Annotated in this window: 12 protein-coding genes; 8 read left to right on the forward strand and 4 right to left on the reverse strand. The window is 70.0% G+C overall.

The window, feature by feature from the left end; genetic code table 11:
* Positions 1-744, reverse strand: a complete 744-nt coding sequence (gene lexA / locus RUH65_RS01545) for a transcriptional repressor LexA (protein WP_313815429.1) — start codon at positions 742-744, stop codon at positions 1-3.
* 211 nt (positions 745-955) lie between these two features.
* Here lexA and RUH65_RS01550 point away from each other — a divergent pair, with 211 nt between their 5' ends.
* From RUH65_RS01550 to RUH65_RS01585, 8 genes are all read left to right on the forward strand, one after another.
* Complete coding sequence (locus RUH65_RS01550; RefSeq protein ID WP_313815430.1) at positions 956-1315, forward strand: LysM peptidoglycan-binding domain-containing protein; 360 nt, start codon at positions 956-958, stop codon at positions 1313-1315.
* A 148-nt stretch (positions 1316-1463) separates the two neighbouring features.
* Entirely contained in the window at positions 1464-2582 is a 1119-nt protein-coding gene (locus tag RUH65_RS01555) for a histidinol-phosphate transaminase (protein ID WP_313815431.1), read from the forward strand.
* 89 nt (positions 2583-2671) lie between these two features.
* On the forward strand, positions 2672-8806 hold the full coding sequence (locus tag RUH65_RS01560; protein ID WP_313815432.1) for an Ig-like domain-containing protein: 6135 nt from the start codon (positions 2672-2674) through the stop codon (positions 8804-8806).
* A gap of 135 nt (positions 8807-8941) precedes the next feature.
* The gene (hisB, locus tag RUH65_RS01565; protein ID WP_313815433.1) at positions 8942-9559 is read left to right on the forward strand and encodes an imidazoleglycerol-phosphate dehydratase HisB; all 618 of its coding nucleotides are present in this window, start codon (positions 8942-8944) and stop codon (positions 9557-9559) included.
* Entirely contained in the window at positions 9556-10209 is a 654-nt protein-coding gene (gene hisH, locus RUH65_RS01570) for an imidazole glycerol phosphate synthase subunit HisH (RefSeq protein WP_313815434.1), read from the forward strand. Before hisB ends, hisH begins: the two co-directional genes overlap by 4 nt.
* Positions 10209-10364, forward strand: a complete 156-nt coding sequence (locus tag RUH65_RS01575) for a hypothetical protein (protein WP_170144506.1) — start codon at positions 10209-10211, stop codon at positions 10362-10364. The genes hisH and RUH65_RS01575 overlap by 1 nt, the downstream gene beginning before the upstream one ends.
* Before the next feature lie 117 nt (positions 10365-10481).
* Positions 10482-11273, forward strand: coding sequence for a bifunctional 1-(5-phosphoribosyl)-5-((5-phosphoribosylamino)methylideneamino)imidazole-4-carboxamide isomerase/phosphoribosylanthranilate isomerase PriA (gene priA, locus RUH65_RS01580; protein WP_313815435.1), 792 nt, complete (start codon positions 10482-10484; stop codon positions 11271-11273).
* On the forward strand, positions 11270-12196 hold the full coding sequence (locus RUH65_RS01585; RefSeq protein WP_313815436.1) for an SseB family protein: 927 nt from the start codon (positions 11270-11272) through the stop codon (positions 12194-12196). Before priA ends, RUH65_RS01585 begins: the two co-directional genes overlap by 4 nt.
* Here the strand turns inward: RUH65_RS01585 and RUH65_RS01590 are convergent.
* From RUH65_RS01590 to RUH65_RS01600, 3 genes are read right to left on the reverse strand one after another with little or no spacing between them, the layout of a single operon-like run.
* Positions 12180-12707, reverse strand: a complete 528-nt coding sequence (locus tag RUH65_RS01590; protein WP_313815437.1) for a MarR family transcriptional regulator — start codon at positions 12705-12707, stop codon at positions 12180-12182. The two genes, RUH65_RS01585 and RUH65_RS01590, sit on opposite strands and share 17 nt — an antisense overlap.
* Positions 12682-13377, reverse strand: a complete 696-nt coding sequence (locus RUH65_RS01595; RefSeq protein WP_313815438.1) for a CE1759 family FMN reductase — start codon at positions 13375-13377, stop codon at positions 12682-12684. Before RUH65_RS01595 ends, RUH65_RS01590 begins: the two co-directional genes overlap by 26 nt.
* 3 nt (positions 13378-13380) lie before the next feature.
* Positions 13381-14595: an LLM class flavin-dependent oxidoreductase gene (locus RUH65_RS01600; protein ID WP_313815439.1), complete on the reverse strand. Its 1215-nt coding sequence runs from the start codon at positions 14593-14595 to the stop codon at positions 13381-13383.
* Positions 14596-14696 lie beyond the last annotated feature (101 nt).

A 14696-nucleotide genomic window follows, 5' to 3' on the forward strand; every position in this document is an offset into this window, starting at 1 on the left:
TCAGAGCGCCCGGAGCACCGTGACGACCTTGCCCATGACCGACGCCTCGTCTCCGAGGATGGGCTCATACGCCGAGTTCTGCGGCAACAGCCACGTGTGGCCGTCTCGCTGCCGAAAGGTCTTCACCGTGGCCTCGTCATCGAGCAGGGCGGCGACGATGTCCCCGTTCTGTGCGTTGTTCTGCCGGCGCACGACCACCCAGTCGCCGTCGCAGATGGCCGCATCGACCATGGAATCCCCGGAGACCTTCAGCATGAACAGCTCACCCTCGCCGGTCAGCTGGCGAGGCAGGGTCATGACGTCCTCGACCTGCTGGTCGGCGAGGATCGGCCCACCGGCGGCAATCCTGCCCACCAGCGGCACCGGTACGGCATCACCCTCGGCGGCCCCGGTGTGCAGCGTCCTCACCGTCCCCACCGGCGTGGCGGCCGATGCGGGGGCCGTGGCGGCCGACTCCGTCACGAGGGCCTGGCCGTCCTCGTCCAGTAGAACCTCCATGGCGCGCGGGCGGCCCGGGTCTTTGCGGAGGTAGCCCAACTTCTCGAGCTGCCCCAGCTGATGGGTGACCGAGGAGAGGGATGCCAGGCCGGCGGCGTCCCCGATCTCCCGCATGGACGGCGGGTAGCCGTGCGCAGCGATCGCCGAGCGGATGGATCCGAGGATGATCCGCTGGCGATCGGTGAGGGGCCGGACGTTGGGAACGTGGTGCGGGTCCGGGGCGGGAGAGGGAATCCGGGGGGCCATTCGACCTTCCGTTCTTATCGTGTCCGTCGGTCTTGGTGAGATATCTCGTGCTGGGTCGCTGGGTCCGACGGTACCCGATTCACAGCCACGATTCAAAGATATGTTCGAAGTTTTCTTGGCATGTCTCGAACAGGCGTGCTAGACATGACGTCGAAGCAGTCGAACACACGTTCTACACGGCCCGGGACTCCGGGAGGAGAGGCAGAAGAGCATGAGTACTGCAGCACCGGTCCAGAACCGCACGGCCGGCTCCGCCGGTTTCCACCTGAACCGTCGTGGTCGTTTCCTCTTCGTGGGGTTCCCCGTCATCCTCCTGGCAGTCCTGGCCGCAGCGGCCGCTGTCTTCTTCGGCGCTCATGGGGTGGCCCCGGCGGCCGCGTCGGCCGAGGAGCCGGCGGCTGCCGTGGAGACCGTCACCGTGAACTATGGCGACACCCTGTGGGCCATCGCCGGACGCACCGCCCCCGACTCACCCCGCCATGAGGCCATCCTGCGCATCGGCGAACTGAATGACCTCGATGGTGGCGAGTTGCAGCCCGGTCAGGTGCTGTTCGTGCCCGCCGGGGCCTAAATCCCGGCCGGACTCGGTCCCTGTGGTCCCCGTACTGACGGAGTGCGAGCGTGTTCACGTCGAGTATTCCTTCGGAGGTCCCGAGCGAGTGAGGGCTCGACGCGACATGCACCGGCCTGACGTGCGGCCACCGCCTAGGCTGTCGCAGGTGAGCAATTCGGATACCCAGTCCACCCCCGAGTCCTTGGCGGCCCTTCCGCTGCGCGACAATCTGCGGGGCCTGAGCCCCTATGGCGCCCCGCAACTTGAGGTGCCTGTCACGTTGAACACCAACGAGAACACGCATCCGGTCCCGGACGAGGTGGTGAGGGCCATCGCCGCCTCCGTGGCGGAGGCCGCCGTGAGCCTGAATCGCTATCCGGACCGCGAGTTCACGGAGTTGCGCAAGCGGCTGGCGGAGTACCTCGGCCATGGGCTGTCCGAGACGCAGCTGTGGGCCGCCAACGGCTCCAATGAGATCCTGCAGCAGTTGCTCCAGGCCTTCGGCGGCCCCGGACGCACGGTCATGGGCTTTCCGCCCACCTACTCCATGTACCCGTTGCTGGCCGCGGGGACGAACACCGGCTACCTGGCCGGTGTCCGCGGGGAGAACTTCTCCCTGACAGCTGCCTCGGCCGCTCAGCAGGTGGCGAAGCACCGCCCGAACGTCGTGCTGCTGTGCTCGCCGAACAATCCCACCGGCACGGCCCTCGGCCTGGAGGTGGTCGAAGCCGTCTACGAGGCGGCCGAGGCCCACCAGGGCATGGTCATCGTGGACGAGGCCTACGCCGAGTTCGCCCTCGCCGGCACCGAATCGGCGCTGTCCCTGTTGCCGGGCAGGCCACGGCTCGTGGTGACCCGTACCATGTCCAAGGCCTTCGCCCTGGCCGGAGCCCGGCTCGGCTACCTGGCCGCCGCACCCGAGGTCACCGACGCCCTGCGCCTGGTACGGCTGCCCTACCACCTCTCCGCAGTGGCCCAGGCGACGGCCAACGCCGCACTGCAGCACTACGAGGTGCTGCTGGAGACCGTCGAGGACATCAAGCACCAGCGGGACCGGATCGTCGAGGGTCTACGCGCCCTGGGTCTGGCTCCGGCCGTCTCGGACTCCAACTTCGTGTTCTTCGGCGGACTCGCCGATGCCCACGCCGTGTGGCAGGGGCTGCTGGACCGCGGCGTGCTGGTGCGCGATGTCGGCATCGCCCACCACCTGCGCGTCACGGCCGGTACCGAAGCGGAGACCACGGCCTTCCTGGAGGCCCTGCGCGAGGTGCTGGCTGGCGCATGACCAGGGACGGGGCGCAGATGTCCCGGCACCTATACTGAGGCGGGTGACCGGATTCGGGCACCCATGGCTCGAATCTGACGGGGAGTACGGTGGCGCGCAGGGGCTGGACGTCGATCAAGGTCCCGGTGACGTTCTCCGCCGTGGGAGCCGTGGTGGCCACCGGCGCCTTCCTCTATCCCGGCTTCCAAACCGCCGAACTCGACCTGCATGACGGCGGCATCTGGGTCACCTACGACGAGGGCGGCTACGTCGGCCACCTGAACTACGAATCCACCACCCTGGACGGCGGCTTGAAGCCCCCGGTGGACCACTTCGACCTGCATCAGCAGGACGGGGCAGTCCTGATGCTGGACACCGCGTCCGGGGCCCTCACCGGCATCGACTCCTCCGCGATGGCGGTGGGAGACCAGCTCATGATGCCCGCGACCGACGGCTTCGCCCTCGGCGGCGGAGTCATCTCCGCGAGCAACCCGGACGAGGGCACGGTCTTCGCCGGCACGGTGGACCCTGCTCCGCAGATCTCCGGTGAGGACCCCCTGTATGAGGGCGTGGGCGCCGTGGCCTCCACCACCACCCTGGAGGGCCAGGTCCTGATCGCGGACGTGCACGAGGGGACAGTGCACCGTTTCGAGCGTCAGGACGCCGCCGGCGCCGCGTTCGAGGAGACCGAGCAGAAGGGCGTCGACGGCCTGGGTGATATGTCCGCGCCGGCCATGACCGCCGTCGGGGACGTGCCCGTGGTGGTGGACTCCGTCACCGGGCGGGTGTCATGGCCCGGACACACCGTCCAAGACGACCGCCTCCTCGGGGCCGTGCCGCAGCCGGCTGGTCCCGCCTCGGACCGCCTGGCCCTGGCCACCGGCCGCAGCCTGCTCTCCGTGGACCTGAGCAGCCGTGAGGTCACCTCGCTGGCGCTAACCGATCCGGCGGACGCGGGGGCCGGTGCGGGCCAGCCCGGCGGAAGCGCCGGCACCGGAGGCGTCACGGCACCCGTGCAGGTCAACGACTGCACCCACGCGGCCTCGGCACAGACCGGCCAGTACCTGCGCGATTGTGAGGGCGAGGGGCGGGACGAGATCGTCCCCATTCCCGAGTTCCAGGCGGGATCAGATCTGGTGTTCCGGGTCAACCGGAACCGGGTGGTGCTCAATGACACGGGCGCCGGAACCACCTGGATGGTCCTGGAGCAGATGAAGGTGGTCTCCAACTGGGACGACCTGGAGCCACCGAAGGGCGAGGGCTCCGAAGAGGACGAGGAATCGGACGAGGTCACGCAGCAGACCGTGTTGCCGGACCGTCAGGACGAGAACCGGCCGCCCGTGGCCACGGACGACGCCTTCGGCGTCCGGGCCGGCCGGACCACGCAGCTGCCGGTGCTGTTCAACGACTCGGATCCTGACGGCGATGTCCTGACGGCGCGGCTGGATGGCGACCAGCCCGGCGTCGGAACGGTCCAGCGCATCCTGGACGGCGTGGGCATGCAGATCGTCGTGCCGGAGTCCGCCAGCGGTTCGGAGACGATCACCTATATCGCCGACGACGGCCGGCAGGGGACCGACACCGCCCAGGTCGACCTGCGCGTGGTGCCGGAGTCAGAGAACAGTGCACCGACGCAGGAACGCGTTCCGGTGCTGCGCGTGCCGGCCGGTGAATCCGTAACCACCCAGTTGCTGACCGACTGGCTGGATCCGGACGGCGACGACCTGCAGCTGACCGGTGCCGCGGCCGATGAGCCGGACGCGGTCCGGACCCGCCCGGACGGTCAGCTGACCTTCCAGGACAACACGGGCGAACCCGGCGCCCGCGAGATCCAGGTGACCGTCTCCGATGGGCGTGAGACCACCACCGGCACGGCCCAGATCGAGGTGCTGGAACGGGGCGGGATCCAGCCCCCGGTCACCCAGGCCGACCACGTCACGGTCCAGGCCGGACAGGATGCCACCCTGCAACCACTGGAGAACGACGAGGACCCGCTCGGCGGCCAGTTGCGACTGGCCTATGTGAGCAGTGAACCGGAGTTGGAGGTCTCCTACAGCACCACGGCCGGGACGGTGCAGGTCTCCGGCGCCACCCCCAATACGTACTACCTCGAATACGTGGCCGCCAACGAGTTCGACTCCGCCCCGGGGCTGATCCGCGTGGATGTGCTGCCGGCAGAGGAGGACGGTGGACTGCCGGTGGCGGTCCGGGACACCGCGCTGTTGCCCGACGGCGGGGACGTGCTGGTCAACGTGCTCGGCAATGACACCGATCCGGCTGGAGGCTTGCTGGTCGTCCAGGGGGTCGAGGGCCTCAGCGGTGCCGGTGGAGAGTCCTCACCCATCACGGTGGCGGTCGAGGAGTTCAACCATGTCCGGGTGGTGGACAGTGGTGGACTGAACGGACCTGCCACGTTCACGTATCGGGTGGCCAACGCGCAGGGCACGTCCACCGGCGAGGTGACCGTGGTGCCCCTGCCGTCCCCGGAGGTCCTGCAGCCTCCCGTGGCCACGGCGGACTCCGCGACGATCCGGGCGGGAGACATCGTCACGGTGGACGTGCTGGCGAACGACTCTCACCCCAACCACGGTGAGCTGACCCTGGAACCGGACCTGGTGGAGGCACCGGGCGAGGGACGGGGCCGCGCTTTCGTCTCCGATGGGATGCTGCGGTACCGCGCCGGAGATGAGGCCGGGCGGGTCAGCGTCTCCTATGAGGTCAGCGGTCCCGACGGCCAGGTGGCCTCCGCCCCGGTGGAGTTCACCGTGACTCCCATGGACCGTGCCGCGAACAATCCGCCCGTTCCACCGTCGGTCCAGGCTCGGGTCCTGGCCGGCAACGCCGTCACCGTGCCGGTCAACCTCAACGGCACCGACCCGGACGGCGATTCGGTGACCCTGGTGGGCGTACAGTCCCCACCGTCCCAGGGGTCGGTGCGGATGGAGGAGGGGCGGCTCGTCTACGCGGCGACCGACTCTGCTGCGGGCACGGACACGTTCACCTACCAGGTGGTCGACCGGCTGGGAGCCATCGCCACCGGCACCGTGTCAGTCGGCATCGCCCAGGCCCCGAACATGAACCATCCTCCCGTGGCCCTGGATGATTCCGTGGAGGTCCGGCCGGGCCGCACCTTCACCACCAATGTGCTGGTCAACGACGCCGACCCTGACGGTGACCCGGTCGCCCTGGTCGAGGGCGGGTTCCAGTCCTCCGCACCGGACGCGGCCGTGGAGATCGTCGATGGCCTGGTCCGGGTCACCGCCCCGGAACAGGCCGGCCACATGAACCTGCAGTACACGGTCGCGGACCCGGCCGGCGCCACGGACACCGGCAATCTCTCCATCGGAATCGACCCCGATGCGCCGCTGATGCCGCCGGTCGCTCGCGACGATGCGGTCGGCGTGGAGCAGATCGCCGATCAGCAGCAGGTGGCCGTCCCGGTGCTGACCAACGACGAGGACCCGGACGGCACCGTCGGAGACCTGGAGATCTCGCTCGACCCCGCCGCAGAGGCCGCCGGGGCCAGGGTCCAGGCGGACGAGGTGGTGGTGCCCGTCGCCCAGGACGCCCAGACCCTGATGTACACGGTCACCGACGTGGACGGCGGCACCGGCCACGCCTTCATCCTGATACCCGGTCAGGATGCCCGGGCCCCCTGGCTCACCCTGGAGGAACCCCTGGAGGTGATGGCCGGGGAGCTGCTCCGGGTAGACCTGACGGACCACATCGGTGTCCGGGACGGCCGCACCCCGCAGTTGACCGGTGATGATGCCGCGGCCGCCGCACCGGCCTCCTCCCGCCTCGACATCGGCTCGGCCACCGAGGTCACCTTCACGTCGGAGCCCGGATACTCGGGCAGTGCCTCGATCAACGTGTCCGTCACGGACGGCGAGAGCGGCGGCGACCCCAACGGTCTGGTCTCCACGCTCTCCCTCCCGGTGTCCGTGATACCCCGCCCGGACCAGAACAACCCGCCCACCGTCCAGTCCAGCTCGCTGGAAGTGGAACAGGGCGGCGACCCGGCCGTCCTGGACCTCGCCCCGCTGACCCGTGACCCCGACGGCGACGACCTCGCCCTCACGCTCGGCGCGGTCTCCGGCGAGATCGCCGCCGACGTGACCGGCACGGTCCTGACCGTGACGCCCTCCTCGAACGCCGAGCGGGGAACGTCCGGGTCTGTCGGGTTCACGGTGTCCGACGGCGCAACGGATCCAGTCCCGGCGGAGATCTCCGTGCAGGTCGTGGGGACCTCCCGGCCGGCACCGTTGGCGCTCGACGACGAGGTGCCGGAAGGGCGGGCCGGCCAGCCCGTCACCGTCGACGTGCGGGCCAACGACGTGAACCCCTTCGCCGACGAGGGGCCACTGACCGTGACCTCCGCAACGGTGACCACGGGCTCGGGCGCTGCCGTGACGGACGGCACCACGGTCACCATCACCCCGGACACCGATTACTCCGGGCGGATGCAGGTCACCTATGGCATCGAGGACATCACCGGCGACTCGGCCCGCCAGGCACAGGGCACGGTCACCGTGGTGGTCAAGGGGGTCCCGGGCGCACCCGGTGTCCCGCGCATCGAGGGCGTGGAGGACGGCGAGGTCTCGTTGTCCTGGGCCGCGCCCCCGGACAACGGGGCACCCATCACCGGCTACACCGTGATCGATACGACGACGGGAGCGACCCAGGCGTGCGCGGCCACGGCCTGCACCATCACGGGGCTGGCCAACGCCGTGGAGCACCGGTTCTCAGTCACCGCGGCCAACGAGGTGGGGGAGTCGGAAGCCTCCGGACCTTCGGCCCCCGCCGTCCCCGATGTGCGTCCGGAGATGCCCGCCGCGCCCACCCCCGTGGCCGGCGACGGCGTGGTGGACCTGACCTGGGCGGCGCCGGAGAACCGGGGCTCGGCGATCAGTTCCTACCGGGTCCAGGTCTCACCGGCGCTCAGTGGGTCCGCGACCCGCACCACCGGAGCCGGAACGTCCCTGCGCTGGGACGGCCTGGGCAACGGGGTGCCCTACCGGTTCCGGATCCAGGCGGTCAACCAGGCAGAGGAACCCTCGGACTGGTCCGCGTGGTCCACCGATGCCGTCCCGGCCGGCAAGCCGTTCGCCCCCGGCACCCCCTCGGCGGTCAAGGACGAGTCCGTGGTGCACGGCGGCGTGGTGCGGGTGGCCTGGTCGGCGGCTGACGACAACGGTGCGGCTCTTGAGGGATACACCGTGCGGGCCCATGCCGGCGGTTCGGTGGCCGAGACCCGGTCGGTGGGCCCCGGAACCACCTCTCTGGACTGGTCTGGGCTGGACAAGTCCACGGCGTACTCCTTCTCCGTGGTGGCCACGAACGGGGAAGGCGACTCGCCGGCGTCGGGCTCCTCGGCGTCCGTGACGCCGTTCGGACGGCCCGGGCCGATCTCCGGGTTGACCACCTCCGCCACCGGCACCGACCGCCAATTGGACCTCTCGTTCTCGGGGGCCGCGAGCAACGGATCACCGGTCAGCTATGAGTACTCCCTCGGTAGCGGCTGGTCCAGCCTCGGGACCGGCACCTCAAGCACCATCACGGTTCCGGCCAACGGGTCCAGCTACTCCCTGACCGTCCGGGCGAAGAACGCCGCCGGGGTGGGCACCTCCCAGAAGGTGTCCACGGCTCGGGCCTATGGACCGCTGAAGCCGCCGGAGCCCTTCACCGCCACGGGTGAGGGCAAGGTGGTGTTCTCGTGGAGTACCAATACGGACGCTGCCGGCAACGGCCGTGACGCCACCATGACCGCCACGGTCAACGGCCGTCAGATCCAGAACAGTGGCCGGTACACCTCCGAATGGGTCCGCGAGGCCACCCGCTACACCCTCAAGGTGACGGTCTGTGCGGACGGGGACTGCGCCTCGTCGGAAAGCAGTGTCTCCTCCATCACCGTCCCCCCGCCGAGCATTCAATTCTCCCTGGGTGCGCCCTTCGGCGACCCGGAGGCCTGCGGAGCGGGATCGGCCTACCAGAACTGCCACTACACCGTGCTGAATGCCAGCGGTTTCGAGCCGAACGAGTACGTCTCGGGCGGTACCTGCTACGGGATCCGGTCGGACAACGGGCAGGTCGGCACTTGGGAACAGGGCAACGTCGATTTCACCGTGGACGGCCAGGGGAGGCTGATCGACGGAAATGTGGGCTGCTGGCCCCACGACCTGTACAGCGAGGCCTGGATCGTCGTCGCCGGGCTCGAGTCCAACCACATCCGCGGTCCCTGGTAGGCCGCCGGAGCCGGTGGTCCGTCCATGGAGTTCCGAAAACGCCATGGACGGAGCAGCGCTCCATGGCGTCCTAGACTGGTGAGCCGAGGACATCGCATTCACGCCACACCCTGACCAGCAAGGAGCTGAGCCGCCATGGGCGCAGAGCTGATATCCGGACGCAAGGCCCGGATCCAGCGGACCACTTCCGAGTCCGACGTCTACGTCGAGATGGATCTGGACGGAACCGGCACGTCGGAGATCTCCACCACGGTGCCGTTCTACGACCACATGCTGACGGCCCTGGCCAAGCACTCCCAGATCGACCTGACGGTCCGGGCCACGGGTGACACCCACATCGACGTGCACCACACCGTCGAGGACGTGGCGATCTCCCTGGGCGAGGTCCTCAAGACCGCCCTGGGGGACAAGTCGGGCATCCGCCGCTTCGGCGAGGCCTCGGTGCCGCTGGACGAGGCGCTGGCGCGCGCCGTCGTCGACGTCTCCGGGCGCCCCTACCTGGTGCACGAGGGTGAGCCGGACGGCCAGCAGTACCACCTGATCGGCGGACACTTCACCGGGTCCATGACCCGCCACGTCTTCGAGGCCATCACCTACCACGCGTCGATCTGCCTGCACATGGACGTGGTCCGCGGCCGGGACCCCCACCACATCGTGGAGGCGCAGTTCAAGGCGTTCGCCCGGGCCCTGCGCGCCGCGGTGGAGGACGACCCGCGGGTGACCGGGGTGCCGTCCACGAAGGGAGCGCTATGACCGGAACTCGCTCCGGATCTCGACCGACCGTTGCCGTCCTCGACTACGGCTCCGGCAACACCCACTCCGCCGTGCGCGCCCTCCAGCGGGCCGGGGCGGATGCCGAACTGACGGCGGACGCGGACACCGTGATGAACGCGGACGGGCTCGTGGTACCCGGCGTGGGCGCCTTCCAGTCCGTCATGGAGGCCCTCCAGGCCACCGGCGCCACCCGGTGGATCGGCCGCCGCGTGGCCGGCGGCCGGCCCGTGCTCGGTATCTGCGTGGGACACCAGATCCTGTTCGACGCCGGTGTGGAGCACGGCGTGCGCACGGCAGGCATGGCCGAATGGCCCGGAGTGGTGGAGGCGCTGCCGGCCCCGATCGTGCCGCACATGGGCTGGAACACCGTGCGGCCGCCCGCTGGCTCGGACCTGTTCCGGGGCATCGAGGACGAGCGCTTCTACTTCGTGCACTCCTACGGGGTGCTGGACTGGACCTTCGACCAGACGCACCAGGCGATGAACCCGCCGCGGGTGACCTGGTCTAACCACGGGGCCGACTTCATCGCCGCCGTGGAGAACGGGCCGCTGTCCGCCACCCAGTTCCACCCGGAGAAGTCCGGTGACGCCGGCATGCAGCTGCTGACCAACTGGCTGGGAACCCTCTGATGCCGTACTGGACCACCCTGCTCATCGCGCTGGGCGGCCTACTGCTCGGCGGTGCCTACTCGCTGCGCAAGCAGGAGTTCCCGGTGTGGCTGCAGATCGGCTTCGTGGTCTGCGCCGTGATGGCGATCGTGGCCGGATTCCTGCTGCTCCCGTAGGGGCCCGGCCCACCGGACCTCATGGGTGCGACCGATGCGCTCCCTGACTCTGCTGTTGCTCTTTCTGATGTCTCTACTCCCGTTGTCTCTATTTCCGCATTCCCGAGAGGATCCACGTTGACCGAGAAGAAGCTTGAACTGCTGCCCGCCGTGGACGTCCAGGATGGCCAGGCCGTGAGGCTCGTCCAGGGCGAGGCCGGCACCGCCACCGGATACGGCGAACCCCTGGAGGCCGCCCTGGCCTTCCAGCAGGCCGGCGCCGAGTGGATCCACCTCGTGGACCTGGACGCCGCCTTCGGCCGCGGGGACAACCGCGAGGTCATGTCCCGCGTGGTCACGGAACTGGGGGTGAAGATCGAGCTCTCCGGCGGCATCCGGGACGATGCCTCCCTGGAGAACGCCCTGGAGATGGGCGCCACCCGGGTCAACCTCGGCACCGCCGCGCTGGAGGACCCCGAGTGGACGGCGCGGGTCATCGAGCGCTTCGGTGACCAGATCGCCGTCGGGCTGGACGTGCGCGGGACCATCCTGGCCGCCCGCGGCTGGACGAAGGAGGGCGGGGACCTCTGGGAGGTGCTGGCGCGCCTCGAGGAGGCCGGCTGCGCCCGCTACGTGGTCACTGACGTCACCAAGGACGGCACCCTGAAGGGCCCGAACACCTCACTGCTGGCCGAGGTCGCCACGAAGACCGCCAAGCCCGTGGTGGCCTCCGGCGGCATCTCCTCCCTCGAGGACATCGCCGCGCTCTACGCGATGGTGGGTGTGGCCGGATCTGCTGCTGCCGCCGGCGTCGAGGGGGCCATCATGGGCAAGGCCCTCTACGCCGGCCGCTTCACGCTGGAGCAGGCGCTCGCGGTGGCCTCCGGTGCCAGCATCGAGGCGGCGGTGGCGGAGCACCCCGCCCCGTGAGCCCTGACGGCGGCAAACACCTCCCCGGCCACATCCAGGCGGCCATCAACCGCAACCTTCAGAGGCAACAGAGGGACGACGCCGGCCGCCCGGCCGACTCCGCGGGGGTCGCCTGGCAGGGCCGGGACCTCTCCGGCGGCGGGATCGACGGCTCGGCCAACCCGCTGCACGCCTTCGACACCGACGACGGCACGGCAGACCCCGCCTGGGGCGCCGTGCTGGACCGGCTGGCGGCCGGCGAGGCGGGGGAGCCAGAGGTAGTGGACGTCCTGTCCCGGATGCGCGTGTTCGCCGCCGTGCTGCCAACGGTCGCCGAGATGGCCCACGCTCACGACGGGCACGCCGACGTCCACCAGCACGGGGACAAGGAATCGGACATCGCCCTGGTGACGCTGAAGGCCCCCGATGGCCGGACGGCCCTGCCCGTCTTCACGAACGTCCCCGCCCTGACGTCCTGGCATCCGCAGGCCCGGCCCGTGGCCACCTGGATGCCGCGCGCGTGCCTGTCCGCCGTGGACGAGGGGGCCGAGCTGGTCGTGGTGGATCCCGCGGCCGAGCGCACCTTCGTGGTGCGGCGGCCGGCCGTGTGGGCGTTGGCCCAGCAGCAGGACTGGACGCCGTCGTACGCCGACGAGGCGCTGGCCGGTGAGCTGGCCTCCGTGGTGGACCTGGTGCCGGGACTGGAGCGCATCGGCCTGGCGCCCGGCTCCGGGGTGGCCTCCCGCACCACCTCCGGTGCCGTACTGCCCGGCGGCGGTTCCGGGCCGGAGCTGCGGCTGGTGGCCTATCCTGAGCCGGCACTGACCGCGGCCCAGGACGAGGCGGGGTTGCGGCTGATGGCCGCGACCCTGCAGCAGGTCCTGGCTGAGGTGCCCTCCCTGGCGGAGAAGGCCGACTCGGTGGAGATCACGGTCCGTCGCTGAGCGTGCCGGGCTCCCCGCCCTCCAACGACCGGCCCAGCCGGGAGAACACCCGGAGCAGCGTCTCGGCCTCGCCGTCCTCGAGCTGATCCAGGAACAGGTCCTTGACCTGACGCGAGTGCACGGCCGCGGCCTTGCGGAAGAGGTGCCGGCCGGCGTCGCTGATCACGGCCTCCGCCCCGCGCCGGTCCGTGGCCGCGGCGCACCGCTCCACCAGGCCGCGCTGCTCCAGGGTCTTGACCTGGTAGGTCACGCGGGAGGGGGAGAAGACCATCAGCCGGGCCAGCTCACCCATCCGCAGCCGTCCACCCGGGGCCTCGGAGAGCAGCAGCAGCAGGTTGTAGTCGGCCAGGTGCAGCTCGGCCCCATCCTTCAGAGTCCGGTCCAGGCGGTCCTGCAGCAGGGCCGTGGCCTCGAAGTACGCTCGCCACGCCTGGCGCGGCACCCCCGCCTCGGTCTGGCCGGGAACGGCCGACCGGGACCATGCCTCAAATCCCTCGGAGGAGCTGGTCAAAGGGGATCACCTCCACGGGTTTCACCTCACCGGCGGCCCGCCGTGGCCGGGCCGGCAACCGCCCGGCCACCGAGGCCAGGTCCTCGCCGGCGGACTCGATGCGGTGCTGCAGCGGCGTGGTGCGCGCCGAGGCCTGACCCCCGGTGACCTCGCCCCAGTCGTCCGCGGCGGCGAACACCGAGGAGGACAGGACCTTGGTGCGCAGGTAGCTGAACAGCGGCCGCATCGCCGAGTCGATCATCAGGGAGTGCCGCGGCGTGCCGCCGGTGGCGCCGAGCAGCACGGGGACGCCACGCAGGGCATCGTTGTCCACCAGGTCCCAGAAGGCCTTGAACAGGCCCGAGTAGCTGGCCTTGAAGGTCGGGGACACGGTGACGATACCGTCGGCCTGCTCCACCTGGTCCAGTGCGGCCTGCAGGGCCGCCGACCGGGACGGGTTGACCGTGGCCTCGGCGATCTCCGTGGCCAGCAGCCGGATCTCCACCACGTGCACCTCCGGCACGATGCCCTCGGCCGAGAGGTGGTCCGCCGCGGCCGTGGCCATCCGGTTCGCCAGCATCAGCGAGGAGGACGGATCGCCCAGTCCGCCGGACACCACCACGAGGTGACGGGCCTGCGGCGTGAAGGGGTCCGTGCCGGTGGGGGAGCCGAGGTCCGGGGTGTCATCCATGGCTCAGTTCTCCTTCGTGCTGGTGCTCGTGCTGGCGCTCGAGGTGGCGTCAACGGTGGACGCAGCGGCCTGGGCGGCGCGCTCCTGCGCGTCCTTCCAGGCCGGTGAGCCCTCCTTGCCGCCGGGGACGGAGGCCTCGCCGCGGCGGGCCCGCTCCACGAGGAACTCATGGGTCGGCGCCTCGGGCACATCCGCGGGCTTGAGCTTGGCGAACTCCTGGCGCAGCACCGGCAGGACCTCCTCGCCCAGGAGGTCGAGCTGCTCCAGCACCACGTCCGTCGGCAGGCCCGCGTGGTCCATCAGAAACATCTGGCGCTGGTAGTCGCCCACCCAGTCGCGGAACTCGAGCGTGCGCTCGATGACCTGCTGCGGGGAGCCCACGGTCAACGGGGTCATCTTCGTGAACTGCTCCAGGGACGGGCCGTGGCCGTACACCGGGGCGTTGTCGAAGTAGGGGCGGAACTGCTTCACGGCGTCCTGCGAGTTCTTGGCCATGAAGGCCTGGCCGCCGAGGCCCACGTAGGCCTGGTGGGCCTGGCCGTGGCCGTAGTACTCGTAGCGCTGGCGGTAGAGCTGCACCATCTGGATGATGTGCTCCTTGTTCCAGAAGATGTTGTTGTGGAAGAACCCGTCACCGTAGTAGGCGGCCTGCTCTGCGATCTCCGCGGAGCGGATCGAGCCGTGCCAGACGAACGGTGCGACGCCGTCCAGCGGCTGCGGGGTCAGGGTGAAGTCCTGCAGTGGCGTGCGGAAGCGGCCCTGCCAGTCGATGTTCTCCTCGTGCCACAGGCGGTAGAGCAGGTGGTAGTTCTCCACGGCCAGCGGGATGCCCTGGCGGATGTCCTTGCCGAACCAGGGGTACACCGGGCCGGTGTTGCCGCGGCCCATGGTCAGGTCCACGCGGCCCTCGGCCAGGTGCTGCAGGTAGGAGTAGTCCTCGGCCAGGCGGACCGGGTCCATGGTGGTGATCAGCGTGGTGGCGGTGGAGAGGATGAGCTTCTCGGTCTGGGCCGCCAGGAACGCCAGCAGGGTGGGCGGGTTGCCCGGGGCCACGAAGGGCGGGTTGTGGTGCTGGCCGGTGGCGAAGACGTCGAAGCCGGCCTGTTCGGCGTGCTTCGCGATCCTTACGGTGTCCTTGATCCGCTGGTGCTCGGTGGGGGTGGTTCCGTTGGTGGGGTCGGTGGTGATGTCGCCGATGGTGAAGATGCCGAACTGCATGGGTGCTCCTTGCTGGCTTCCGGGGTGGCCTCCGGTGGGCCTTGTCCGAAGTATTGCAAATTTGAATCATCTGGTCCAACGGTGGGTGGCCGCGGACTATT

Origin of the sequence: Citricoccus sp. (assembly GCF_032154715.1) — a bacterium.
GTDB lineage: Bacteria > Actinomycetota > Actinomycetes > Actinomycetales > Micrococcaceae > Citricoccus.